Raw genomic sequence first — 25,500 nt, 5'->3', positions numbered from 1 at the left:
TGTGGGATTTACCAGGCGGCAAAGACTTCTTCGGCCAAACCAAAGGCGGTGCTGGCGCCGGTGCCGCTGGTGACGGTGACCAAACGGGTCTCGGGCGCCGGGGTCTCCACCAGGCAAGGCTCCGTCAAGGATGAAGGGTAGGTGCCGACCCAGCGCTCGGTCACCACCGCCTCGCGCAGCTGCAGCGTCGAGCGCAGATGACGCAAGATCAAGGCGTCCACTTCCTCGGAGGCAAAGGGCGGCAGCACCGGGCCGTAGTGGTGCGAGTCGCCCACCACCAGCGAACCGTCGGCGCTTTGCACCACGATCAAATGAATGCCATGGGACAGGCTGGCGCCCTCCTCGGCTTCCAGGCGCGCACGCAGGGCCTGGGCTTCGGGCAGCTCCGAATAGCCCTCATAACGCACCAAACTCAAGTCCCCCATCACCGAGCCCGGCAGCTTGAAGCCGGCCTCGGGGCGCACCCGCAGCATCTGCAGCTGGCACAGACGCAGCTGATGCGGCGTCCAAGAGGTGGCAAACAAGCCATTCAGCTCGGCACCGGCGCAGACCACCACACGCTCGGCCTGATAGCTGGCGCGCGAGCTTTGCACATGCGGGGTCTGGACCGACAGAACGCTCTCGCCAAAGCGGAACTCCACGCCGTGCGCGGCGGCCAGCCAGCTGCTCAGGCGCGGGATGGCGGTGCGCGACTCGACGCGCAGCTCATGCGGGCTGTAGAGCACGCTTTGCAAGGCATCGGCATGCAAAACGCCGCCGGCACGCTGCTGCGCATCGCTCGGGCTCAGCAGTTCGCAACCTTGAGCCATCTCGGTGGCCATGAAGGCCTCCAGCACCGTGTGCGCTTCCTCGCGCTCGGCGGCCAGGTACAGGCCGCTGTGCACCACCTCAATGCCGGCCTGCGGCGCGACTTCGGCCCAGACTTCGCGCGAGCGGCGCGCGCGGCCCCAGCTGGCGCCGCCCTTCTGGCCGGTCACGGTGACAAAGCCGAAGTTGCGGATCGAGGCGCCCACGCAAGCCGCGTCGCGCTCCAGCACCAGCACCTTGAGGCCACGCTGGGCCGCTGCATAGGCATGGGCCAGGCCGACGATGCCGGCGCCCACCACAATCAAGTCGTACTTCATGTTCTATTTTTCAGTTTCAGGAAGGGAATCAAACAAAGCTTCAGCGAGCCCGCCAGGCCTGGGTCTTGCTGACCAACAAAGCCTCCAGCAAGCCAATCAGCAAGCGGCCCAGGGCGGCGGTGGCGAAGATCAAAACCGCCATGGCTGCGGCCGGGCCGATATCGCCGGCGTCATCCATGGCCAGCACCGCCACCGAGGCCAAGGTGGTTTCGGGCGAGTACAAAAACACCACGGCCGAGACGGTAGTCAAGGCATTGACGAAGAAGTAACCCGCCACCTGCATGAGCGTGGGCAAGCTGACCGGCAGATGCACTCGCCACAGCGTGCGCCAGAAGGGCACGCCCAAGGACTCGGCCACCAATTCGTACTCCGGGTCCAGCTGGCGCAGGGCCGAGAGCTGGGTGATGTGCGCCACCGAGTAGTAATGCGCCACGGTGCAGATGACCAGCAAACTCAAAGTTCCGTATAGCCCATGCAGCGGGTTCCAAGACGCATTGAAAAACATGATGTAGCCCAGGCCGAGCGCCAAGCCCGGCACCGCCATCGGCAGGCTGGCAATCGCATTGAGCAGGCTGCGAGCGGCCGCAAAACGGCGCGGCTTTTCCACCAAATAGGCCGTGAAGAAACTCAAGACCGCGCCCAACACCGCGCAAGACAAGGCCATCTTGATCGAGTTGCCATAGCTGGCCCAGCCGCCGCCGTCCATCATGTCAAAGCGGAAGTTGTTCAACGAAGGCTGCAGGTTGTAAGGCCAGTAGGTGGCCAGGGCGGCGAACACCGCCACCGCCATCACGCCCATCAAGAGCAAGGCGATCAGGCTACAAAACAGCAGCAGGCTGCCGTCCAGCCATTTGGAAGGCGTGGGTTGGTACGGCACGGCGCGCACCGTCAGCGCGGCACCCTGCGAGCGACGCAGGCGCTGCTCCACAAAGAAGGCCGCGACTGCCGGCAAGAGCAAGGCCAGCGCCACCACCGCACCCATTTGCAAACGCTGCTGGCCGACCACTTGTTTGTAAATGTCGGTGGCCAGCACCTGGGTGCTGCCGCCAATCACCTTGGGCACGCCAAAATCGGTCAGCACCATCACAAACACCACCACCAGCGAGATCAAGAGCCCGTAGCGGCTGGCCGGCAGGGTCACGGTTCGAAAGATGCGCCAGCGGCTGGCGCCCAAGCTGGCGGCGGCCTCATGCAGGCGACCATCGCTGGTGCCCAGAGCGGTCAAAAGAATCAGCAGCGCATGCGGCAAGGTCCAGAGCACCGAGCCGATGACGATGCCCGAGGGGCCGTAAATGCTCTCAAAGCCCGGCAGCATCTGCAGCCAAGGCTTGAGCAAGCCCTGATTGCCAAACAAATAGATCAGGCTGATGGCCATCAAGAGCGAAGGCGCCAAGACCGGCAGCAAGGCCAGGGCGCGAAACAGCCGCCGCCCCGGCATGCAGCTTTGCGTCAAGGCATAGGCATAGACATAGGCGAGACTGACGCTGATCAGCGCACTCAGACCCGACAGCCACAAGCTGTTGAACAGCGAGCGGCCCACATTGGGGCTGGCCGCGTACTGAAAAAAATTGGCCAGGCCAACAAAGCGGCCTTCGGCGTCAAAGAAGCTCAGCGTCAAGAGGCTGCCCACCGGCAAGGCGATGGACAGCAAGAGCAACAAAAGCCCCAGGCCCAAGAGCAAGGCCAGCGGCGCGCGCTCACGCCAGAGCGTCCATCTGGCCGTCAACTTGGCCGCCCATTTGGCCGCCCAGTTGGGCTTAGCACCTGGCACCCGCAACGAGCGATCCAAGACCGCGCTCATGCTGCCCTCAACATCGACAGCGGCTGGGCCAGCCCGCGAATGGCCTGCGGCGGCAGATCCACCAGCACCGATTGGCCCGAGGCCAGGCCCAACCATTCGGGCAGGCTCGCATCGCGGGAGGTGGAGAGTTCCACCTCCAAGACCACGTCGCCCAAGGCCTCGCAGCGCAAGCGCAGCAAGGTGCAAGGGCCCAGGAAGATGGCCTCCTGCACCTGCGCCTTGACGGTGTTGCTGGCGCCATAGGGCGGCGCCTCAAAGTCACAGGCCTCGGGGCGCAAGACGATGGCCTCGGGCCGCAGGCCCAGCAGCAAGGGGCTGCCAGTCTTGAAGTCCTCCACCTCGCAGCGCAGCTCATGCTGGCCCACGCGGGCGCGGCCAGCGCCGGTCACCAGGGCCTGCAGCAGATTCATCTTGCCGACAAAGCCGGCCACAAAAGGGGTCTGCGGGCGGGCATACAGCTGCTGCGGCGTGCCGGCTTGTTCGATCTGACCTTGGTGCATGACCACCACCCGGTCCGACATGGACAAGGCTTCATCCTGGTCATGCGTCACCATGATGGTGGTGATGCCTAACTGCTTTTGCAGCCGGCGAATTTCGGCCCGCAGGCCAACGCGCACCTGGGCATCCAGGGCCGACAAGGGCTCATCCAGCAAGAGCAGCGGCGGCTGCGGCGCCAGGGCTCGTGCTAGCGCCACCCGTTGCTGCTGGCCGCCAGAGAGCTGGGCCGGGAACTTGCGCGACTGCTCGGCCAGGCCCACCAGCGAGAGCATCTCCAGCGCGCGCGCCTCTTGCTGCGGCCGCTTCATGGCCTGCAAACCGTAGGCCACGTTGTCCAGCACGCTTAAATTCGGAAACAGGGCATAGGACTGGAACACCACGCCAAAGCGCCGCTGCGAGGCGGCCAAGGCGGTGATGTCGCGGCCCTGCAAATGAATGCTGCCGGTGTCGGGGGTTTCGATGCCGCACAAAATGCGCAGCAGCGTGGTCTTGCCGCAGCCCGAGGGGCCCAGCAAGCTGATGAATTCACCTTGCGCCACTTCAAGCGCAATGCCGCGCAGCACCGGCTGGGCGCCATAGCGTTTGGTGATGTGTTGTACCGAGAGCATGGGTGTTCTTCTTCTGTGGGTGGCGCAGGAAAGGTGAGTGGCTGCAATCAAAGGCCAAGGGCGCCGGGCCCGATGTGGCGTAAGGCCACATCTCCCGGCGCCCCAACCCTCTCCCCTCACTTCTTCGGTTCAGCCTTGCCTTCGTAGCGCTTGGCCCATTCGGTCAAGATGCGGTCGCGGTTGCTCGCGGCCCAGTTGAAGTCGTTCTTGACCAGCAGTTTTTCGATGTCGGAAGGCACAAACTCCAGACGCTCTTGCACCTGCGGCAAGGCCAGCACGGCGAAGTTGCCGGCGTAGAGTTCATTGGCCTTCTTGGTCACGGCCCAGTCAGCCAGGGCCTTGGCGGCGTCTTGCTTCTTGCTGGTCTTGAAGATGGCCGTGGCTTCCACATCCCAGCCCAAGCCTTCCTTGGGGAAGACGATGTCGATGGGCGCGCCGTCCTTCTTGGTCTTGTTGGCGCGGTAGTCAAAGCTCAGGCCGACCGGGAACTCACCGGCGCCGGCTTGGCGGCAAGGCTTGGAGCCGCTGTGGGTGTAGCTGCCGATGTTCTGGTGCAGCGCGTCCATGAAGGCCCAACCCTTGGCCTCGCCCATGCTTTGCAGCCAGGCCGAAACCATCAGGAAGCCGGTGCCGCTGGAGGCGGGGTGCGGCATGGTGACCGTGCCTTTGTAGACCGGCTGAGTCAGGTCGGCCCAGCTGCTGGGCTTGGGCAGCTTGCGCTTTTCGGCTTCCACCGTGTTGAAGCAAACAGCCGACGACCACAGGTCCATGCCCACCCAGGTCGGCTGGGCGCGCGGATCACGCATATTGGCGCGCACCTGCTCCAAGCCCTTGGGCGCGTAAGGCTGCAACATGCCTTCTTTGTCCAGCAGCATCAGCGAGGTGGCGGCCAGGCCCCAGACTGCGTCGGCTTGCGGATTGGCCTTCTCAGCCAGCAGGCGGGCGGTGATGATGCCGGTGGACTCGCGCACAAACTTCAGCTCGATGCTGGGGTTGTCGGCTTCGAAAGCGGCCTTGTAGGCCTTGATCTGGTCGGCTTCCAGGGCCGAATAGACCAACAACTCGGTTTTGCCTTGAGCCCAGGCTTGGCCCAACATCACGGCCGACAGGCCCAACACAGCGCACAGGGGCTTCAGGAATTTTTGACGCATCACAGCTCCAGGTTTAGGGGTCATTCGCTCCACGCACGGCCGACTTCGGCCCTGCCTTGGGATCAGCGAAACTGTAGGGATGGGCCATGAACACATAGCGTCAAAGGACGCAAATTTCAAAAATCAGGTATTGGCGTCTTTGCGTCCCTGGCGGAGGAGCCCCTCATGCTGGTGACGCAGCTGAAGGCGTTTTTCACCGTGGCCCGGCTGGGCAGCGTGACCTTGGCCGCCAAACATCTGAGCCTGAGCCAGCCGACGGTGACCACGCAGATTCGCGCCCTGGAGGAGCATTACGGCGTCGAGCTGTTCCGCCGCGAAGGCGGCCGCCTTTTGATCAGTGACGCCGGCGTGCAGCTGATGCCGCGGGTGCACCAGCTGCTGCAGCAAGAGATTGACCTCGAATTTGCGCTGCGCAATGCCGGTGAGCTGCAAAGAGGCAGCTTGCGCATTGGCGCGACCGCGCCCTACTATGTGCTGGACATCGTGAAGCGCTACCGCCAGCAGTATCCGCAGGTGGAAATCAGCATAGGCGCCGGCAATTCGCGCCAGATGATTGACGCCTTGCAAGAGTACCGGGTCGATATCGCCACCTCTTCGCATCTGGAGACCGACGCCCGCCTGCACCACATCGAGCTGGGCGCCGACCCCTTGGCCCTGGTGGTGCACCGCGACCACCCGCTGGCAAGACGCAAGACGGTCGCCTTGAGCGATCTGAGCGGCTGTGTTTTGCTGATGCGCGAGCGTGGTTCGATGACTCGGCAGCTGACCGAACAAATGCTGGCCGAGGCCCAGGTCCAGCCCCTCAGCAGCATGGAGATCGCCAGCCGCGAGGCGCTGCGCGAGGCGGTGATCCGGCAGATGGGCGTCAGCATCTTTGCCGCCAACGAAGTCTGCGAGCACCCGGAGCTGAAAGTCCTGCCTTTTGACGGCGAGGTGCCGCAGGTGCGTGAATACCTCTACTGCCTGAAGGACCGGCGCGACTCACGTCTGATCGACACTTTTTTGGTTGCCTGTCAGCGGCCGGCTTGACCGGTTTGACCGACCAAAGGCACCAAGTTCAAAAACTAGGGGATTTGGAGCGTGCCAGGGCGCGCCGGCCTGCATACTATGGTGGCGTGTCCCTCATAGGAGTGCTCAATGCCCAATCTGATTGCCGACAAACTTGAGCTCGACGGCCTGCTGGATCGCCCAGCTCTGCAGCGCCAGATGGAATCCGCCGCCAACGCGGCCCGCGCCGCCGGCACCCCGCTGGCCGCGCTGACCTTTGACCTCGATCACTTCAAGAGCTATCTGGACGACCAAGGTTCGGACAAGGCCAAGGCCGTCTTGATGCGCGTGGCCAAGCTGCTGACAGAGCGCCTGCCCGCAGGCGCCAGCCTCGCTCACCTGGGCGGCGATGAATTCGTCATGCTGCTGCCCGGCGCCGATTTGCAAGCCGCGGTCGACAAGGCCGAAGCGCTGCGCGGCGAAGTCGCCACCGAGTTCGCCAGCTTGGAGGGCCCCAGCCCCATCACCGTCACCCTGGGTGCGGCCGCCAGCCCGCCCGGCAGCGACTGGAGCGCCACCAGTCTGCTCTCGCTGGCCGATGCCCGCATGACCTTCGGCAAGAAGCGCTTGCAGCCGCACCACAACCGCGTTTGGGCCGGCAGTCTGCCCTCCGACTGGTATCCGCGCTTTGATGTGCAGCCGGGCGTTTGGCCCAGCCAAGACTGACTCATGCTGAAACGGGCCGTTGCCGCAAGCGACGGCCCGCTGCCCTCGCATGCGGCACCCAAGCATGGCTGGCCCAGCGTCGCCACATCAAGAGGCCGCGAATCCACTCATCCAAGGCATAGGCAATCCACAAGCCCTGCACGCCCAAATCGAAGTGGATGGCCAAGAGCCAGCTGCCGCCCGCCAAAACCAGCAACATCGACGCCGCCCCGGCCATCACCGGATAACGTGCATCTCCAGCGGCACGCAAGGCATTGATCACCACCAGATTGAAGGTGCGGCCCGGCTCCAGCAAGACGGTCAGCCAGAGCAGCTGGCAGCCCGCCCGGATGATGGCCGGATCTTCGGTAAAGAGCGCCATCAAATACGGCCCGGCCAGGGCCGCTGCTAGCGCCACCAACACGCTGACCACCAAGCCCCACCCCAGCGCCCGCCTCACCAGCTGATGCGCCGCATGCAGGCGGCCGGCACCAATCATGTGGCCGACCACAATCTCCACGGCAAAGCCGGTGGCGATGCCAAACATCATCACAAAGCCCATCAGCTGCAAGGCGTAGGCCTGCGTCGCCAACGCGGTGGCGCCCAGCAAACCCGCCACGCCCACGCTGACCATAAAGGCCAGTCGATAGGCAATGTTCTCGGCCGCACCGGGCAGGCCGATGTGCAGCACCGCGCCCAACTCAGCGCGCGGCAGCCGCCACCAATCGCTGGCCAGCGGCCGCAGACCCAAGCGGCTGCGCCACAGCAGCAGATGCAGACTCAGGCCGAGGGCGCGGCTCAAAGTCAGCGCCACCGCATAGCCGGGCAGGCCCAAGGGCGGAATGCCCAGCGCTTGCAGCGGCCCCCAACCCAGCATCAAGGGCAAAGCCAGACCCAGATGGGTGAGTTGCATCACCACCACCACCATCAAGGCCTCGCGGCTGCGCAGATGCGCGCGCATGACGGCCGACATCGAGGCGTTCCAGGCATCCAGCAACAAGGCCGGCGCCAGCGCTTGCAAGAAAGGCAGGGCCAAGGGCAGCACCTCGGCCGGCGCGTTCAAGAGCCGCAGCAGCGGCCCGGCGGCAAACAAGGCCGCCACCGCGGTGAAGGCGCCGATCCAAGTGCTGGCGCCCAGCACCGCCCGAGCCACCGCGTCGGCCGCGTCGCGCCGTCCCGCGCCCAGGCTTTGGGTCAGCACCACGCTCACGCCGGCACCAATCACCCGAAACAAAATGAACAGCGTGCCCGCCAACTGGTTCGCCAGCGCAAAGCCGCCGGCGGAGGCGTCTGAGATGCGCGCGGCCAGGGCGGTGCCGACCAAGCCCAGCGCAATCGCCAGCCACAACTCCATGAACAAGGGCCAGGCCAGGGCCAGCAGCTTGGGCGCTGGCGCTGGCGCGTTGGCGACTGAGGCGCGGGGCGAGGCAGACTTGGGCATCAACAAAAAACGCAGGAACGAAGAAAAGCAAAAAGCCAGCACGGCATCTGCTGACCGGCCCACAGCCCCGCACCCGTGGGCGATAAGCCACAGCGAGCCCTTAGACTGCAGTCGCGCTATTGTTACAAGCGCGATGCACGCCAGCGTCCACCCCGGTGGTGGATTCGGCCATGGCTTATTCATCCACTCCCCGCATGAGCTCCAGTTTGCCCGCTCCCCTGATTGCCGACGCTGACATCCACGCTGACACCCCAGCTGATGCGCCACAAGCTCGAGCCCTGCCTGCGCGCGTACTCGCCGCGCTGCAATTGCTGGGCCCGCTGGACACCCTGACCCTGGCCGCCCTACTGACGCAAACCCCACGCGATATCGAAGCCGCGCTGGCTCAGCAGGGCGAAGCCGCCGAAGCGCAGATGCCCGCGAGCACGCCTGTCGACGAAGACTTGCTGACCCGCGCGGTGCGGCTGTTTTTGAACTCTGGCCAGACCGTCCGCGCGGCCGAGTTGCTGCTCAGCCATGGTCGGCCGGATATGCAGCTGGACCTGCTGGAGAGCGCCGGCTGGTGGCTGTTCTACAGCCCGGCCCGCCCCTTGGTGGGCAAGTTTTTGACCCTGAATCAATTGCACCCAGGGCTGCAAGAGGGCGAGTTGCTGGGCCTGCGCTTTATCTGGACCATCGAGGTTGCCGGCGAACCGCACTCGGTGGAGCGCGTGCTGCAAAGCGCTCCAGGTTTGAGCCCGGCCCTGCGCGCCACGCTGCAAGCCCGCATCGCGCAGATGTTCGACCAAGCACCGCGCGCTTGCCAGCAGGCCAAGGTCGCCATCGACGCTTTTCCGAATGACCTGAACCCGCCCGCCCTGCTGGCCCGCTACACCCTGGGCCTGGCCTTGCTGGAATCGGGCCGGCCACAAGAAGCCATTGCCCCTCTCAGCGCAGCACTCAAAGGCGCCGCGCGAGACAAGGCCACGCTGCTGCAGATCGACGCCCTACAAGCTTTGGCCGAACTGCATGTGCAGCAAGACCTGCCCGCCCCGGCCCAGCTCTATGCCCAGGAAGCACAGCGCCTGCGCCAGGCGCATGGCTTGCGGCCGCTGGAAGCGCCCTGGCCCGAGCAGGACTACATGGCCTTCCCGCAGCTGCTGGATCAAGCCGTGCAATGCTTGGCCGAGGATCGCTTGGACGCCGCCGCCAACGGGCTGCAAGAGTTAGAGGGGCGCGAACGCAAGACCTTTTACTGCTTCAAATGGCGCAACCGACTTTTGCATGCGCAGATCTGGTTGGCCGCGCAGCGCCATGAGCTGCCCACCCTGTTGAGCTTGGCCGATAGCTCAGCGGCAAGCATCAAGGACTCGGCCAGCTTGTACGAACTGGAACGCTGGGTGCTGCAGGCCGGCGCCGCGCTGCTGGGCGCCCGGCCCTGGCCGGCGGAGCGGCTGCAGGCCTTGAACGCAGAGCTGCAGGCGCGGCCCTTGCCGCTGCTCTCGCGCCGCTTGCAGCTGATTCAGGCCCTGGGTTCCCCGACGCCAGACCTGCTGGCCCTGCGCCAATGGCTGGACGCCGAAGAGCCCTCGGAGATGGACCTGCTGTGGCTGGCGCCCAAGCTGATCGGGCCCTTGAATGCCTTGCTGGCCACGCCCGCCATCGTCCACCACCGGCGCGCCCGCGAGCATGCCAAAGACCTGCTGAACCGGCTGCAGGTGGAGGCGCCGGAGACGAGTGCCGCTGACTCGCCAGCCGAGGCCAGCGCTGATGCAACAGCGAGCGGCGAGGCCCCGCCGCTGGGCCTGACGCTGCGGGAATGGCAGGTGCTGCGCCTGATTGGCGAGCCGCTCAGCAATGAGCAGATCGCCGCTCAGCTCTTTGTCTCGGTCGCCACCGTCAAGACCCACATCAACCGTGCGTACAGCAAGTTAGGCCTGGGCTCGCGTGCCGAGGCGGTGCAGCTGGTGCGGCGTCAGCGCTGAAGCCAAGGCCGAAAAGAGCCGAACAGGGACTAGCCTTCAGGCCTTTTGCAAACGAAAGCCGCTGACCATCTCGGCCAAGCCCTGCGCCTGAGCGCGCAGGCTCTCGGCGGCGGCAGTGCTCTCCTCCACCAAGGCCGCGTTTTGCTGGGTGCTGTTGTCCAAGTCGCTGATGGCGGCATTGACCTGGCCGATGCCGCTGCGCTGCTCGCGGGTGGCATCGTTGATTTCCATCACCACCGTGTTGACGCGGGCAATGCTGCTGAGGATGTCTTGCATCGAGCGGCCGGCGGTTTGCACCAGCTTCAGGCCCGAGTCCACGCAATCGACGCTGCCGCCGATCAGCCCCTTGATCTCACGCGCTGACTCGGCGCAATGTTGGGCCAAGCTGCGCACTTCTTTAGCCACCACCGCAAAGCCGCGGCCCTGCTCACCGGCGCGCGCCGCTTCCACGGCGGCATTCAGGGCCAGGATATTGGTCTGGAAAGCGATGGCATCGATGGTGCCGATGACCTCGCCGATCTTGCGGCTGGCGGTATTGATGTCGTCCATCTTCATCATCATTTGCTGCATCACTTCACCGCCCTGCTCGGCCGCTTGATTGGCCGTCACCGCCAATTCGGTGGCCGAACGGGCCGCCTCAGCGGTTTGGCTGACCGCACCGGTCAACTGCTCGATGGAGCTGGCGATCTGCTGCAAGCTGCTGGCGCCGCTCTCGGTGCGACCCGACAAGTCCTGGCTGCCGGCCGCCACTTGCGAGCTGGCGGTGGAGATGCCGTCGGTGGCCATGCGCACCGAACCAATGGTCTGCGCCAACTGTTGGCGCATGCGCTCCACATTGCCGGCCAAAGCGCCCAAATCATCCTGGCGCAAGGCTTGCACCGGGGCCGACAAATCGCCACCCGCCACGCGCGTCACCGCCGCATTCAAGACCGCCAAGGGAGCCGCGACCCAGCGGCGCAGCAGCATCCACAAGCCGATTGCCAGGGCCAAGCTGGCCAGGCCCAGGGTCAACCAGAGCTTGCGCAGCTCATGCCAATGCTGACGCAGGGCCTGACGATCGGACACCTCGGCCACCACCCACAAACCAGTCGCCTCACTGCGGCGCGCCACCACCCAGGCGTCGTCATTGGCCTTGTTCAGCAACGCCGGCGCGCGAGTGGCCGCGGCCTGATCGCCCTTTTCCACACGCTGAAACAGTTCGCTCAAGAAGGTCTCGGCGGCGGCGTCCACCTCGGCCACCGGCTTGCCGGCCTGGCTGGGGTGCAGCTTGAACAAGGGGCGGCCCTTGGCGCCGGTCGGGTCCACCACATAGACGCCACCGGTATCAAAGAGCTTGACGCTTTCGCTCAGCTTGCTCAGCGACTGCTGGAACTCGCTGGTGTCAAAGCCGACAAACAAGATGCCAATGACCGCACCGCTGGGGTCCTTGATCGGTTGGTAATGGTTCATGAAAGGCTTGCCAAACAGCACCGCCTTGCCCACATAGGGCTGGCCTTCCATCATCTTGCGGTAGGCCGGGTGGGCGGTGCCCAAGAGCGTACCGACGGCGCGTTCGCCGTTCTCTTTTTTCAGCGAGGTGCTGATGCGCAAAAAGTCATCGCCCTTGCGCATGAAGAGCGTGGCGGCGCCGCCGGTGTTGCGGCTGAAGCGGTCCACAGCCTCGAAGTTGCCGGCCATTTTTTGACCCTCGAACAGCAGCTCTGCGCCACCATCTTGCAGGCTGAAGCTGCCTTTGAAGTCGGTGGCGAAGGTGTTGTAGAAGCGATCCACCATCAGGCGGGCGCTGCTGTCAAAGGAGTCGGCCATGCGGGCCACGGCGACGGCCTCGCTGGCGGCCAGTTGCGCGGCACGTTCGCGCTCCACCTGGGTGCTTTGTAGGCTCAGGCCCAGGCAGCTCAAGCCAATCAAGGCGGCCACACCGAAGCCACCGGCCAAGGCAACGCGACGCGCAAGGCTGGCAGGCACCGGTGAGCTCAAAGGAGCTGCGATAGGGGTGGAATGGGCGGCGAACAAATCATTCATCTTCAAGACATTTCTCTGGCAAAGCATGTCTTGCGACAAGCGCGCAGACATGGGCAAGCCGCGGCCAATAAAAAGCCGCCGGGCGTGCAGGGTGAGACCGACAAGTGGCCAATTAACGTGGACCCAAAGGCACGCCCCGAGAAATGAAAAACGAGAAGAGAGCCGCAGCAGCGAGGTCGGTGGCGGCATCGCGCCAACACAGTTCTGCCAGACAAACCTGTCCTGACTATCCCGCAAACAAGAGCTGCGGTGACTGTGGACTGGCTTGGCAACCCCGCTATCTTGGTGCCTGCGAATTTGAGATTCGCCGGCACGGTAGACCGGAAGCTTTGCGACCCCGTCTTTCAAGCGGGTGTGCCGATAAACCCTTGCGCTTCCATTGACTGGTTCGCAACTGGTATTGAAGTGTCTTTGACTGGTATCAATCAGTCAAGGGAAAACCCTAGTTTTGACGAGCAAGTGTGAATTCCCTCACGGGTTCAAACACGCCCAAGGACAGGCAAGCCTGGGCTACACCAGCGCAATCCACCCCCGGGGCTGACGCTGAAGAGGCCCTATGCTCCGGACAATCCGCCGCATTCCTACAGAGTCCTTCCGGCTCCTCCAGAGACGAAGCAACCATGTCTGCTCTCATGCCCGCTCCCATGTCTGTTCTTGCTGCCGCTCCCCTGCTCTTGCATCCCCCGATTGCGCCCTGGCTGCAACTCGAGGCCGGTGGTTGCCGGCTCAGCCTGCTGAGCGAGCGCGAGCAGTTCGACAGCGTCTATCTGCGCAGCCAGCCAGACAATGAGGAGCAGTTGATCCTCATGCACTACGCCGGCCGCTGCGCCGAGTTGCATCGCTGGGAGGCATTTTTGCCCTGGGACAGCGGCAACCCCTTGACCCTCTATGCCTTCAAGGTGCTGGCCGACGGCACGCAGTACTGGCTGGCCGCCGACGGTGCCCATGAACACCTGCCGCCGGAGGATCGGCACTTTCGCATTCACCCCAGCCAAATGCCGCCAGCCTGGGTGCGCGATCAAGTCTTCTACCAAATCTTTCCGGATCGCTTTTATGCAGGCAAGCCGGCCGCCGATCGCGCGGGCCAAGCCTTGCCCGGCCAAGCGGGTCGCGTGGTGGTGCAGCCCGAATGGCCGCAGCAGCAGGCCCCGGTGGATTTGAACAATGCAGCCAACAGCTTTTATGGGGGTGACTTGGCCGGCGTCACTGCCAAGCTCGACTATTTGCAAAATGACTTGGGCGTCAGCGCGGTATACCTGAACCCCATCTTTGCCTCCGGCAGCAATCACAAGTACGACAGCGACGATTACACCGTGGTCGACGAGCACCTGGGCGGCAATGCGGCGCTGGAGGAACTCAGCGCCGCCCTGCACCAACGCGGCATGCGTTTGCTGCTGGACGGCGTGGTCAACCACACCGGCGTCAACCACCGCTGGTTCAAAGAAGCCAAGGCCTCAAAGGACTCGCCCTACCGCAGCTTCTACCTCTTTGATGCGCAGGGCTATCACTTTGGCTGGAAGGGTTTTGACTCGCTGCCGGTGCTGAACTTCGCGACCCAAGGCGTGCAAGACGCCGTCTATGCCGCGCCTGACTCAGTGCTGCGCCGCTGGCTGCAAGCGCCCTACAACATCGACGGTTGGCGGCTCGACGTCATCCATATGTTGGGCGAAGGCTCGGGCGCCACGAACAACAGCTTCTATCTCAAAGAATTCCGCCAAGCCATCAAGTCCGAGAACGCGCAAGCCTATGTGCTGGGCGAGCATTTCTCCGAGGCCACCCGCTGGCTGCAGGGTGATCAGGAAGACGGCGCGATGAACTACTACGGCTTCGCCCATCCGGTGCGATCCTGGCTGGCCGGCCAGGATGTGGCCTACCAGCCGATCAAGCTCTCGACCACGGCCTTCACTGCTTGGCTGGACCGCGCCCAAGCCTGCATTCCTTTTGATAACCAGTTAGCCCAGCTGAACCTGCTGGACAGCCACGACACCACCCGCTTCTTTACGCTGCTGAACGAAGACACGGCCGCCATGAAGCTGGCCGCCACCCTGCTGTTCAGCCGCCCCGGCACGCCTTGCATCTATTACGGTGACGAAATCGGCCTGGCCGGCGGGCCGGACCCGGACTGCCGTCGCCCCTTCATCTGGGACCGCGAGCAATGGAACCAGCCGCTGTTTGCCCATTACCAAGCCCTGATCCGCCTGCGCCAAAGCCGCGGCGAATGGCGCCACGGCGCGGTGCAAACCCTGTTCGCCGAAGGCGACTGCATCGCCTACGCCCGCCACAGCGATTGGGAGGCCAGCCTCATCGTGGTGAACCGCGGCGCTGCGCCTGTTTCGCTGCGTTTGCCGGTATGGAAGCTGCCGGTGCCGGTCAAGCAATGGCAAGCGGCCTGGGGCCAGGAATTCAGCCTCAGCGATGGCCATGTGCAGCTAGAACTGCCGGCCCGAAGCAGCGCAGTCTTGCTCAGCGTGTAGTTGGACTCGCGCCTCGGCCTCGCGTCGATAGGGGTTAAAGCGCTCGTTAAACTGGCACCATGCCGAGTGTTACTTCTCTGTCAGCACTACCGCCTCGACGCTTTCCAAGCTTGCGCCAGCTTTGTAGCCTGGCGGTGCTGACACTGGCCGGTCTTCAATCACTTGAGGCCCAAGCCCAGCCGATCTCAGCTGCGCAGAACCCGCCCTTGCGCGTGCTGCTCAACGATGTGGCCCCCTACACCTTGCACGGCGACCCACAGCAGCGCCCGGGCATGCATCACGAGATCATGCAAACCTTGGCGCGCCAGGCCGAGCTGCCCATGGACTTCAGCTCGGCCTTGTATGTACGCCTGGCCCTGGGGCTGAAGGACGGCAGCACCGACTTGGTCGTGGGCATTGAAGGGCCGGAGTTGGAGACCCTGGCCACGCGGGTTCGACCCATGCATAGCTTCAAGTTTGTGGTTATCGCCAAGAAGTCCACTGAGATCCGCAGTGTGGCCCAGCTCAAAGGCAAGCTGCTGGGGGTGGCCCGCGGCGCCTTCTATGACGAAAGCATCAACAACGACGACAGCATCCGCAAGTACGGCATGGCCGACCCCTTCCAAGGGGTGCGCATGCTGGCCCTGGACCGTCTCGATGCGGTGATTTCTTCCGACTATCTGCTGGCCTATGCGCTCAAGCAACCGGGTCTGGACAACAGCCAATTCGACACGCCCTTTGCCGTCAACGAAAAAAGTTATGTAATTTACGCCCGCAAAGACCTGAGCGCCGAGGTCTTGCGTCGCCTGCAGCGTGGCATGGATGCGCTGCAAAAGTCCGGGCAGATTGATCGCATCTTGCGCAGCTATCAGTAAATTCAGCTGCAATTGCCTGATGCCAAGTACCAGCAAGGCACTTCGTTCAAGTCGCGGCAAGCTCCCGCGCCAACTGTCCCAGCGTTCGAAGTCCTTGCATGCGTGCCGCGTCCAGCGGATGGGCCGCCGTCAGCCGCAGGCAGTGGTCAAACTGAGTGCCCAAACTGAACACCGCACCAGGCACAAAGTTGTAGCCCTGCTGCCGCGCGCGCTCCAGCAGGGTGCAGGCATCCAGGTGGCCCGGCAACTCCACCCACAGCGCATAGCCGCCCTCGCCACTGCTGACGCGCGTACCGGCGGGGAACTGGGCCAACACCGCCTCCTCATGGGCTTGGACCTGCTTCGCTAAACGCAGACGCAAGCGGCGCAAATGCAGATCGAAGGCGTCGCTGGCGAGGAAGGCGGCCAAAACTTGATCGCTGAGCCGAGGAATCAACTCGCCATGCACCGCGCGCGCTGCTCGCAGGGGCAAGCGCCAGCGTCCGCTGACCACATAGCCTAAGCTGAAGCCCGTGCCGGTGATGCAAGCAAAGCTGCCGCAGTACAGCACCCAATCCTCCCGGTCCAGTGACTTCAAGGGCCGCGGGCGCTGCGCCCCACGGTAGAGCTCGCCCATCATGTCGCACTCAATCATCGGCAAGTGATGCTGCGTCAACAAGTCCATCAAGGACTGCTTCTGGGCCTCGCTCATCAAGCCACCGCTGGCGCGGTAAAAGCTCGGCTCCATCAGACATGCGGCGATCTTGTGCTCGGCCAAAGCACGGCTGAGCGCAGGAATGGACAGGCCCCCCTCACTCGCTGCAGGAATCTCAAGCGCGCGCAAACCCAGGCTCGCAATCAGCTCCAGGGCCCGCAGCGGCGCGGGGCTGCTCACGGCAATCAAATCCCCAGGCTTGGACAAAAGACGCAAACACAGCTGCAAGGACTCGCCCTCGCCCTGAGTGACGACGATGTCCTCCGCATTGAACTGGCAGCCCATTCGCGGCGCGCGCAAGGCCAATTGCTGGCGCAACTGCTCCGTCCCATAGACCGTGCCGCCAGACAAGGCTGCGGGGTCGACGCGCAACTCGCGTGTCATCAAACGCCTGAGTGTTGCGATAGGAAGCAAAGACGCCGGCAAAGCCAAATGCCCGAGCGAAACACAGTCCGGCTGCGACGCCGCCAAGGCCATCAAGCGTTTGCGCCGCCCGGCCAACTCCATCGAAACGCGGCTCGCCGGCGCGGTCGCGGCCTTTTTCGCCTTGCTCGCGAAAAAGCCTTGCCGTGGCCTGGCCTCGATCAGGCCGGCATCCTCTAGATCATGCAAAGCATGGACGATGGTGGCCAGGCTGGCGCCATGGTCGACGCACAGCTGACGCACCGAGGGCAACCGAGTACCCGATGGATAGACCCCGGCCCGGAGGTCCTCGGCCAGCTTCGCGGCCAGCGATCGATAGCGATAAGCGCGGGAGTTCACAAAAGCTCAAAAGATCAGAAAGTCAAAGTGCCAGCGATCAAAGCGCCGAATTTCCTTCGAGCCTCAAGCATCGCAAGCTCGACACGATAACCGCTTCGTCGTCCGTGAATCGATACAGGCCAGCCATTTCTCATGGCTACAGCAGCGATCTGTATCCATTCCTTTGAGCCCTTGCTGCGTCTTAACGCCAAGAGACAGCCTTCCTAGACTGCGCTGCCCCTATGCCCCTATGCCCCTATGCCCCTATGCCCCTGTGCACCTAGGCCCTTAGTCCCTTAGTCCCCAAAAGCAAAGACCCTTCATGTTGCAGTTCTCTCGCCGCATCCAGGCCTGTACGCCATCCCTGCGTTTCTTATTGCTGAGTGAGTTACTCGGCTTGCTGGCTGCTGCCGCAGCCCAAACCAGCGTGCTCTGGTGGATTTCAAAAAGCGGCGGCGCCGTCGATCTCACGCTCTATGGCAGCGCAATAGCCCTCGGTTCTCTGGTGGCCATGCCGCTGATGTCGCCGCTGGGCGACCGCTGGCCCAAGCGAGGGCTGATTCGGCTGGGCAAAACCTGCTTGTTGTTGGAGGCGCTGGTGCTTTGTCTGCTCTCTTTGAGCGGCGTGTATCACTTGGCGCTGATCTGCGCCTGCAGCTTGCTCTCGGTGCTGGCCAATGCCATCGTTTTGCCGGCACAGGCCAGCATCTTGCCGGAATTGGTCGAGACCGAGTCCCTGCCAGAGGCGATACGGCTGCGCCGTGGCGCGCAGGCACTCGGCGGCTTGCTGGGGCCCGGCCTGGGTGGCGCCGCCCTCGCGCTCGGGGGTGTGACCTGGGCACTGGCCCTGGTCACGCTGCTATTCGGCATCGCGGTGCTCGCCGCGTTTCGTCTCGATCAGCCGCGCTTCCAAGTGACAGCGAGGACCGGCTCCAGCTGGTGCCAGGACATCATGGCCGGCCTGCGCGCCAAATGGGGCGTGCCGCTCGACCGTTGGTGGACGCTCACGGGCGCCTTGATGATGGTGTTTTATCTGCCCGCCACGGGCATGCTGCTGCCCTTGCGCCTGCAATCGCTGCAGCTCTCTGCACTGTGGTTCGGCGCTTGTAGCGCAGCGCTGTCTCTGGGACTGCTGCTCGGGGTCGCGGGCCTGGCCGATCGCCTGATTCATCGCCTGGATCGGGTGCGGGCCATCTTTGGCGCGATTGCCGTTTGCGGACTGGCCCTTGCGGCGATTGGCTTGTGCGACTGGGCGCCAGGCTTGGTCCTGCTGTTCGCCCTGATGGGCTTGTGCATCTCGGTCACTCAACTGGTGGGGCAGACGCACCGCATATTGGCCATGCCGGAGAACTTCCGCTCACGCATGAGCGCAGTCCACCTCGCCGTGGCCCATATAGCTGGAGCCTTGGCGCCCACCTTGGCTGGCGTGTTGATGCAATACGGTGCCGTGGCGTCGGTCTATCTGCTGATGGCAGCAGGTTTTTTGACTAGCGGCCTGCTCTTGCTGGCCGTGCCCGAACTGCGCCCATTCCTGCGCCTGGAGTATGAGCAAGTGAAGAATTGGTATGGGCGCCACTATCCCCAGGCCTTTGCTGCGAGGCGCTGAGCCCCTGGGCATGGCAGACCGGCAGGTGAGGCCGATGTACGCCGCCGCACAGACGCAATCCGGCGCACGGGCATAAGTTCGCCCAAGGGCAAGAAGCCTTGGCCACAAGGCCAATGCCTATGCCGGCACCGATACCCAACTGAGGAGTCAAGCGCCATGAACTTTCCCACCGTACCTCCCCTGAATACGGCCGTCGCAGACCAAGATCTGGCCGAGCAAGCCGTCCCCGGTCATGGCGTCCCCTCTCAAGACCCGGATCCCCAGGCGCAGGTTCTGCTGACGCCTGAGGATGCCGAACGCGAAGGCAAGTCGGTGTTGATGGGCGGCGGCATGGTGGCGGGCGCGGCGACCGGCGCGGCCATTGGCGTCGCGGTGGGTGGCCCAGTCGGGGTCTTGCTGGGCGCGTCCTTGGGTGCTGCAGCAGGTGCCTTGGGCGGTGCGGCGGCTGGGAGTTTGATGAGTCCAGAGAGCTCGAGCAGCACCGACGCAAGCGCTGAGGGGCAGCCCATACATCTGCACATTGAAGACGAGCAAGGCAGCGGCAGGCCGGTCCTGCTGATTCATGGCTGGCCTCTGTCTGCCCAAGCTTGGGAAGCTCAAGTCTCCGTGCTGCGCGCCGGGGGATATCGAGTCGTCAGCTATGACCGCCGAGGCTTTGGGCGCTCGGAGAAGCCAGCCTCAGGCTACAGCTACGACACACTGGCCGATGACCTGCACTCGGTGCTGCAGCAATGCAATCTGCAAGACGTGACGCTGGTGGGCTTCTCCATGGGCGGGGGTGAGGTGGCGCGCTACATCGCTCGCCACGGCGAAGCTCGGCTGCACAGCGTGGTGTTCGCCGCGGCGGTACCGCCTTGTCTCATGAAGTCGGCCGATAACCCCGAAGGCCCGCTGACCCCCACACAGGCGCAGCAGTCGAAAAAGGCGCTGCAGGAGGACCGCACGTCTTTCTTTGAACTCTTCACTCGAGACTTCTTCTCGGCCAAGGGCGTCTTGCAGGTCAGTGAGCAAGAGCGCCGCAAGGCCGTCTCGCTCTGCGAGCAGTCAGCGCCACATGCAGCCCTGGCTTGCATGGATGCCTTTCACAACACAGACTTTCGCGAAGATCTGAAGAAGGTCACCGTGCCCACCTTGGTGATCCACGGCGATGCAGACACCATCGTGCCGATTCAAGGTTCGGGCTTGCGCACCCACCACGCCATCGCGCACAGCCAGTTGCTGACGATTCAGGGGGCGCCGCATGGATTCAATGTGTCGCATGCGCAGGCCTTCAACGAGGCCCTGCTGACTTTCCTGCGCGTGTGAGGCATCAAGTTTAGGCTTCGGGGTGAGGCGCTTGCTCAGCGCCTCCTCCAAGCCAAGCCTTTGCGTCAAGGCCGGAGCGTTTACAGCACCAGCTCCTCAACGGTGAACAGGCGGTAGTAAATCGCCAAGCTGGCGCCACAAGCACCGGCGACCTTGGCCGCCTCGGCTGCATGTTCGATATTCTTGGCCTTCACCAACAGCCAACGGTAGCCCTCTTCCGTCATCGCCAGATAGCGCCGCAAGAGCGTGATCTCGTAGCCGAAACCCGCCAGAGGGCCAGCCTTGTCGACCATGGCTTGGAACTCCGCCCTGCTTTCATGAGGGGAGAATTGCCGCAGCGCCGAAGGCGACCAACCGGCGCGATGCAAGGCCTGAATCAAGGCATCGATCTGGTCCTGCGTCTGAGCACCGGTCATCACATGGCCGACCGGATTGAAGACCCCGAAGGAGGTTTCCAATGCCTCAGCGTCAGCGCCGCGGATCAAACCCGACTGGCCGATCAAGCTATCGCTATCGGGCAACGGTGCTTGAACAGGCGGATTGAAGGACGGATGCGTTTGGGCATTGCTGATCATGGTTTGAGCTCCTTAAAAGGCCATGCTCAGCGCTACCCCCGCAAGCGTCTGTGCGTTGGCGAACAGGCTAGAGCCCTCGCGCACCATGCACGCGGAGGCGGGCAAAAGTCCGCAGCCTGTTTCACCTCACCTCACCTCACCTCACCAAATCCGAATCCGCTCCGCCGCCGGCTTGAACATCTTGTCGCCCGGCTGGGTGCCAAAGGCCTCGTGGAAGCCGTCGTGGTTGATCGGCGTACCATTGGCACGGAACTCGGACGGTGAATGCGGGTCGGACAAGAGCTGCTGAAGCACCCATTCATCGCGGGCCTTGCCGCGCCAGACTTGGGCGAAGCCGTAGTAGAAGCGCTGCTCCCCGGTGAAACCGTCGATCTTGGCTGCAGGCTTGCCCTGCAAAGAGCGGCGATAGGCCTTGTAGGCGATTTGCAGGCCAGACAGATCAGCGATGTTCTCGCCCAGCGTCAAGCGGCCATTGACCGTTTTGCCAGCAATCGGCGAATAGCCGTTGTACTGCGCCACCAGTTTGTCAGCGATGCCTTCAAACGCCTTGCGGTCCGCCTCGCCCCACCAGTTGCGCAAGGCACCGTCACCGTCGTATTGGCTGCCGCTGTCGTCAAAGCCATGGCTGATCTCATGGCCGATGACGGCACCGATGGCGCCGTAATTGACCGCATCATCCGCTGCCATATCAAAGAAGGGCGGTTGCAAAATGGCGGCCGGGAAGGTGATGGCATTCAGTGTCGGACTGTAGGAAGCATTGACCGTTTGCGGCGTCATGCTCCATTCCTTGCGGTCCACCGGCTTGCCGACACGGACGAGCTGCCGCTGCCAACGGAAAGCCGCCGCACGCTCGGCATTGCCGATAGGGTCGGCGCGCAGAACTTTCAGCTCGCTGTAGTCACGCCAGACCTCGGGGTAGCCGATCTTGCTGATGAATTTGGAGAGCTTGAGCTGCGCCTCGGCCTTGGTGGCCGGGCTCATCCAGTCCAGGCCCTCGATCGATTCGCGGTAGGCCAGCAGAAGGTTGTCGACCAGCGCTTGCATGCGCGCCTTGTGCGCCGGCGAAAAATGCTTGCCCACATAGAGCTGGCCCACGCCCTCGCCCAGAGCGCCGTTCAGCTCGGCAATGCTGCGCTGCCAGCGCGGCATTTCCACCTGGATGCCCGTCAACGTTTGATCGCGCAGCGCAAAGCGCGCCTCGCGGAAGGCTTGCGGCAGGCTCAGGGCCGCGTCGTCCAGCGTGCGCAGCTTGAAGTAGAGCTTCCAATCGGCCAGCGGCAAGTCGGCGTACAGACGCGCCACCGCCGTGGCCGTGCTGGGCTGACCTACATTCAAGCGCCCCTGCCCGCCCAGGCCGGCGGACTGCATCAGCAAGGCCCAGTCAAAGCCAGGCGCTTTTTCTTGCAGCTCCGCCACGCTCATGGGGTTGTTACGTTTGGTCGGATTGCGCAGCAACACCCGCTCCCAGTGCGCGTGAGCGATGGCTGTTTCCAAAGCCAAGACGCGGCGAGCCGCCTGTGCGGGCTCCGCCTCGCCGCTCAATCGCGCCAAGGTCTCCAGGTATTGCTCATAGGCCTTCAGCGCCTTGGCCAGGCGCGCATCGTCCTTCTTCAAGTAGTAGTCGCGGTCAGGCAGGCCCAGGCCACCTTGATTCGCGGACACGCGGTTGACGGTAGGCCGCAGCACATCCGGCGACACATTCAGATTGATCGGCAGCGAGAAGTGCCCCTGCACACCGCCCTGCCACTGCGCCAGCTCAGCCCGCGTGCTGATGGCCTCAATGCGGGCCAAAGCCGGTTTGATGGGATCGAAGCCCGCGCGGTCGATCGCGGCGGTGTCCAAAAAGGCCGCGTAATAATCGGCCACTTTTTGCTCCAAGCTGCCAATCACCGGGCGCTTGTTGTCCGGGCGCGAGGCCAAGTCCTCGACGATGGCGCGCACGCGTTCGTCAGACAAGTCACGCAGCTGGATGAAGCTGCCGAAGCGGGCCTTGTCGGCCGGCAATTCATAACGCTTCAACCACGTGCCATTGACGGCGCGAAACAAGTCATCCTGGGCACGCACGGCGGGATCGAAGCCTGTGGCATCCAAGCCCGAGGCCAGCTGAGCCTGGGCGGCAGTCGCCAGCAGACCCGCTTGCAGCAAAACCGTCAGGCGGCGTGTGGAGGATCGAAAGGCTGTATTCAACTGCATGGCGGACCTAGCTTTGGCGGTGAGATTTGTTTTTGAGGGCGCGCTGCCCGCTTCTGGCCGGGGAGTTTCCATGGTTTGGACTATGGTTTCGCGCCGGACTCTGGAATTTTCTCGCGCAAACCAAACTCTCAAACGCGAGCTTCAGCCGGGCCCTGTCGCTGGCCACGCGATGCGGCACACAAGCTGCAGTTATGGCCTGCAGCTATTTCCTGTGGCTGAGAGATCACATCTCATCCGACGCGAGCCGCAGCCGCCGCCGGTTCAAGGCCAATATCTCGCTAGATCTGAGCCAAGGCCTGCGCGTATTCGGACTCCGAGGCGAACACCCGAACGCCGAGCTGCTGAAGCCGCTGGCACAAAGCGCCGATGTGTTGCGGTTGCAAGTCCACGCCAATCGAGGCCTCGAGCTTGCGACTGTCGCCGCGCACATGCACCGAACCGTCCGCCTCGGTGACCACCACGGCCCGCTCTAAATGTGGCACCAGGAACAGCGCTCGCGACACGGCGCGCGCCACCGCAGCTTGGGCATGCTGCTGATGCAGTTGAAATTCGCTCAAAGCCAGTCTCCTCGATCTTCTTTTCATCCCGGGCCTGCGCACTATGGCGCGGCCCTTGGGCGCGTTTGCTTTCTTCTTACTCCCTGGCTCGCTTGTACCTGCGCTATCGACCGCCGAACAAGCGAGTCAACCCTAGGCCGGCTCCAAATCTGATTGTCCTGTGAGGAAATCCAGACAAAGTGGCGTTCATTGGGCTCAATGCACTCAATGCACTCAACAAAGTGGGCGAATGGCGACCCACCGCGCTAGCGCGAGCCAAGCGCTTTGCTGGATGATGCGCAGCGGTCCAGCAACGCTTGAATCCCAAACAGTCCTAACTTCACAACACATCAGCAGCCATGCAACGCGAATCTATCGAAGCTTTTCAAGTCCAAGGCCTGAGCTGCCGCACCAGCAATGCGGATGAGTTCAATCCCTTGACGGCCCGCATCGCCCCTCTCTGGCAGAGTTTTGCCAGCAGCGGTCTACTGAGCCCCCAGGCGCAGGTCTTTGGCGTCTATCACGACTATGCGAATCAGCATCTGGCCGAGTATTCGCTGCTGGCCGGCGTCAAGCTGGATCAGGCCCAGACGCCCTCGCATGAGCTGGTGCAGGTGCCCGCCGGTGACTATTTGGTCTTTGATTGCCAAGGCGCTATGCCTGCGGCCCTGATCGCCGGCTGGGGCCAGGTCTGGGCCTATTTCTCACAAGCTGATGCGCCGGCCCGAGCCTATGACCATGATTTTGAACGTTATCTCAGCCTGACCCACGCGCAGATCTGCATCGGCATCCAGGCTTGAGCGCAGGCACTCATCACTCCGCTTGATGACAACAGACGCAGATCTTGTTGCCATCAGGGTCGCGGAAGTAGGCGCCGTAGTAGTCCGGGTGATAGTGCGGGCGCAGTCCGGGTGCGCCCTCGCAATGGGCGCCTGCGGCCATGGCCCGCGCATAGCTGCGGTCCACCTGCGCACGACTGGTAGCCAATAGCGCCACCATGGCTCCGTTGCCAGCGACCGCCGGCGCGCCGTCGAAGGGATGGCCGATCAAAAAGAGCGGCCGTGCCACCCCCGGCGACTGCCAGCCGGCCCAGGGCTTGGCATCCTCGCGAAAGCGCAGCACATGGCCCAAAGCGTCCATCAGGTCCGAATAAAAAGCGAAGGCTCGCTCAAAGTCGCCCACACCCAAGTGAATATGTGAGATCAAGTCAGGCACTCCTGGCAAATCGGTGGACCCAGCATCGCCCAGCGATCTTCGCTGATGCCGCGCTGCAGCGCCTTGATGGCTCAAGCCGGGGCATCGGTCAGCAGCTCAATCAAGCGGCGCCCCGCCCGGCCCGGCGGGCGATCCAGCCGCTGCACCAGCCAGGGCGTGAATCGAAACCGTGAGCCGCCCTCAAAAGCCAGCTCGACCAACTGCCCCGCAGCCAGGGCCTCATCGACCAGATAGCGCGGCATCCAGCCAAAGCCCATGCCCATCAGCAAGGCCTGGCGCTTGGCGACAAAGCCGGACAAATAAAACACCCGCTCGCCGCCGAACAGATGGTGGTCCCCGCCAGCCTGGGCCAGGCTGGCACTGCGGTCGCTGCTGTCTTGCACGCTCAGTTCCACATGCGCTTGCAAGTCATCCAGGCTCACAGGCCTGCCCAGGCTTGCCAGCGCATGTTCAGGCGCCACGCACAAGACGCACTCGATCTCGCTTTGCGCCTGCGCCAGCAATTGGCTGGACGGCTGGTAAGCCTTGACCAGCATCAGATCGGCCTCTTCCTTCTCAAAGCGGTACTGCACACCGCCGAGGAATTCGATCTTCAGCTGCACTCGGGTGGGCACGCCCTCATCGGCCAGTTGTTTGAGGGCCTTGAGCGTATCGGCCAGCGGCAAGATGCCGTCCACCACCACCAAGAGCTTGGCCTCCCAGCCCGAAGCCAGCTGCTGCGCCAAGGCTTCTACCTGGTGGGCCTGGCGCAAGAGCCGCCGCCCTTCGGCCAGCACCGCTTCACCCGCCGGCGTCAGGCGCACGCGGTAGGCGCTGCGGTCCACCAGGGTCAGGCCCAGTTGTTCTTCCAACTTCTTGACTTGATAGCTGACCGCCGAAGTCACCTTGTGCAAAGACTCGGCGGCGCGCGCAAAGCTGCCGTGACGGATGACGGCGTCCAAGGCAGCCAAAGACTCAAGATCCAATTTCATGAACAAAATTATTGATCAAGATGAGCAAAGAATTT

The 25,500-nt window shown here is 63.6% G+C and carries 20 protein-coding genes and 1 riboswitch; of the genes, 8 read left to right on the top strand and 12 right to left on the bottom strand.

Features of this window, described 5'->3' with window-relative positions; translation table 11 throughout:
- Positions 1-8: 8 nt before the first annotated feature.
- The 4 genes from LNV06_RS20020 to LNV06_RS20005 all read right to left on the bottom strand — a co-directional run bounded on the left by LNV06_RS20020 (position 9) and on the right by LNV06_RS20005 (position 5,128).
- Complete coding sequence (locus LNV06_RS20020) at positions 9-1,124, bottom strand: TIGR03364 family FAD-dependent oxidoreductase (RefSeq protein ID WP_263540053.1); 1,116 nt, start codon at positions 1,122-1,124, stop codon at positions 9-11.
- Positions 1,125-1,164: 40 nt separating this feature from the next.
- On the bottom strand, positions 1,165-2,925 hold the full coding sequence (locus LNV06_RS20015) for a putative 2-aminoethylphosphonate ABC transporter permease subunit (protein ID WP_263540052.1): 1,761 nt from the start codon (positions 2,923-2,925) through the stop codon (positions 1,165-1,167).
- Positions 2,922-4,031, bottom strand: a complete 1,110-nt coding sequence (locus LNV06_RS20010) for an ABC transporter ATP-binding protein (protein WP_263540051.1) — start codon at positions 4,029-4,031, stop codon at positions 2,922-2,924. Before LNV06_RS20010 ends, LNV06_RS20015 begins: the two co-directional genes overlap by 4 nt.
- A gap of 116 nt (positions 4,032-4,147) precedes the next feature.
- Positions 4,148-5,128, bottom strand: coding sequence for a putative 2-aminoethylphosphonate ABC transporter substrate-binding protein (locus tag LNV06_RS20005; RefSeq protein WP_263540258.1), 981 nt, complete (start codon positions 5,126-5,128; stop codon positions 4,148-4,150).
- A gap of 219 nt (positions 5,129-5,347) precedes the next feature.
- Here LNV06_RS20005 and LNV06_RS20000 point away from each other — a divergent pair, with 219 nt between their 5' ends.
- Together LNV06_RS20000 and LNV06_RS19995 are read left to right on the top strand one after the other, a co-directional pair.
- A complete protein-coding gene (locus tag LNV06_RS20000; RefSeq protein WP_263540050.1) occupies positions 5,348-6,211 on the top strand; it encodes a LysR substrate-binding domain-containing protein in 864 nt (287 codons plus the stop codon).
- Positions 6,212-6,319: 108 nt separating this feature from the next.
- Positions 6,320-6,895 (top strand): GGDEF domain-containing protein, encoded by a 576-nt coding sequence (locus LNV06_RS19995; RefSeq protein ID WP_263540049.1) that lies wholly within the window; start codon positions 6,320-6,322, stop codon positions 6,893-6,895.
- A 1-nt stretch (position 6,896) separates the two neighbouring features.
- On the opposite strand, the gene LNV06_RS19990 is transcribed toward LNV06_RS19995, so the two are convergent.
- Positions 6,897-8,315: an MATE family efflux transporter gene (locus LNV06_RS19990; RefSeq protein WP_263540048.1), complete on the bottom strand. Its 1,419-nt coding sequence runs from the start codon at positions 8,313-8,315 to the stop codon at positions 6,897-6,899.
- A gap of 194 nt (positions 8,316-8,509) precedes the next feature.
- Between LNV06_RS19990 and LNV06_RS19985 the strand changes: the two genes are divergently transcribed.
- A complete protein-coding gene (locus LNV06_RS19985) occupies positions 8,510-10,279 on the top strand; it encodes a LuxR family transcriptional regulator (RefSeq protein WP_263540047.1) in 1,770 nt (589 codons plus the stop codon).
- A gap of 36 nt (positions 10,280-10,315) precedes the next feature.
- On the opposite strand, the gene LNV06_RS19980 is transcribed toward LNV06_RS19985, so the two are convergent.
- Positions 10,316-12,301: a methyl-accepting chemotaxis protein gene (locus LNV06_RS19980; RefSeq protein WP_263540046.1), complete on the bottom strand. Its 1,986-nt coding sequence runs from the start codon at positions 12,299-12,301 to the stop codon at positions 10,316-10,318.
- Positions 12,302-12,565: 264 nt separating this feature from the next.
- A riboswitch (cyclic di-GMP riboswitch) is annotated at positions 12,566-12,670 on the bottom strand.
- A 275-nt stretch (positions 12,671-12,945) separates the two neighbouring features.
- Here LNV06_RS19980 and malZ point away from each other — a divergent pair.
- Positions 12,946-14,775: a maltodextrin glucosidase gene (gene malZ / locus LNV06_RS19975; protein ID WP_263540045.1), complete on the top strand. Its 1,830-nt coding sequence runs from the start codon at positions 12,946-12,948 to the stop codon at positions 14,773-14,775.
- Positions 14,776-14,885: 110 nt separating this feature from the next.
- Positions 14,886-15,629 (top strand): substrate-binding periplasmic protein, encoded by a 744-nt coding sequence (locus LNV06_RS19970; RefSeq protein ID WP_263540044.1) that lies wholly within the window; start codon positions 14,886-14,888, stop codon positions 15,627-15,629.
- A 46-nt stretch (positions 15,630-15,675) separates the two neighbouring features.
- Here the strand turns inward: LNV06_RS19970 and LNV06_RS19965 are convergent, their stop codons facing one another.
- Positions 15,676-17,085 (bottom strand): aminotransferase-like domain-containing protein, encoded by a 1,410-nt coding sequence (locus LNV06_RS19965; protein ID WP_263540043.1) that lies wholly within the window; start codon positions 17,083-17,085, stop codon positions 15,676-15,678.
- A 301-nt stretch (positions 17,086-17,386) separates the two neighbouring features.
- On the opposite strand from LNV06_RS19965, the gene LNV06_RS19960 reads away from it, so the two are divergent.
- Both LNV06_RS19960 and LNV06_RS19955 read left to right on the top strand, forming a co-directional pair.
- Positions 17,387-18,670: an MFS transporter gene (locus LNV06_RS19960; protein WP_263540042.1), complete on the top strand. Its 1,284-nt coding sequence runs from the start codon at positions 17,387-17,389 to the stop codon at positions 18,668-18,670.
- Between the two features lie 156 nt (positions 18,671-18,826).
- Positions 18,827-19,975, top strand: coding sequence for an alpha/beta fold hydrolase (locus LNV06_RS19955; protein ID WP_263540041.1), 1,149 nt, complete (start codon positions 18,827-18,829; stop codon positions 19,973-19,975).
- A gap of 80 nt (positions 19,976-20,055) precedes the next feature.
- Here the strand turns inward: LNV06_RS19955 and LNV06_RS19950 are convergent, their stop codons facing one another.
- The 3 genes from LNV06_RS19950 to LNV06_RS19940 form a co-directional block, all read right to left on the bottom strand.
- Positions 20,056-20,550, bottom strand: coding sequence for a hypothetical protein (locus tag LNV06_RS19950; RefSeq protein ID WP_263540040.1), 495 nt, complete (start codon positions 20,548-20,550; stop codon positions 20,056-20,058).
- A 141-nt stretch (positions 20,551-20,691) separates the two neighbouring features.
- Positions 20,692-22,743, bottom strand: a complete 2,052-nt coding sequence (locus tag LNV06_RS19945) for a M13 family metallopeptidase (RefSeq protein ID WP_263540039.1) — start codon at positions 22,741-22,743, stop codon at positions 20,692-20,694.
- A 278-nt stretch (positions 22,744-23,021) separates the two neighbouring features.
- Positions 23,022-23,300 (bottom strand): hypothetical protein, encoded by a 279-nt coding sequence (locus tag LNV06_RS19940; protein ID WP_263540038.1) that lies wholly within the window; start codon positions 23,298-23,300, stop codon positions 23,022-23,024.
- 338 nt (positions 23,301-23,638) lie between these two features.
- Between LNV06_RS19940 and LNV06_RS19935 the strand changes: the two genes are divergently transcribed.
- Complete coding sequence (locus tag LNV06_RS19935; RefSeq protein ID WP_263540037.1) at positions 23,639-24,079, top strand: GyrI-like domain-containing protein; 441 nt, start codon at positions 23,639-23,641, stop codon at positions 24,077-24,079.
- A 13-nt stretch (positions 24,080-24,092) separates the two neighbouring features.
- On the opposite strand, the gene LNV06_RS19930 is transcribed toward LNV06_RS19935, so the two are convergent.
- Entirely contained in the window at positions 24,093-24,485 is a 393-nt protein-coding gene (locus tag LNV06_RS19930) for a VOC family protein (RefSeq protein ID WP_263540036.1), read from the bottom strand.
- 80 nt (positions 24,486-24,565) lie between these two features.
- Positions 24,566-25,465, bottom strand: coding sequence for a LysR family transcriptional regulator (locus LNV06_RS19925; RefSeq protein WP_263540035.1), 900 nt, complete (start codon positions 25,463-25,465; stop codon positions 24,566-24,568).
- Positions 25,466-25,500: the final 35 nt, after the last annotated feature.

It is taken from the genome of Paucibacter sp. Y2R2-4, assembly GCF_025717535.1.
Classification (GTDB): Bacteria; Pseudomonadota; Gammaproteobacteria; order Burkholderiales; family Burkholderiaceae_C; genus Paucibacter_A.
This window is presented reverse-complemented; position numbering and strand designations above follow the sequence as displayed.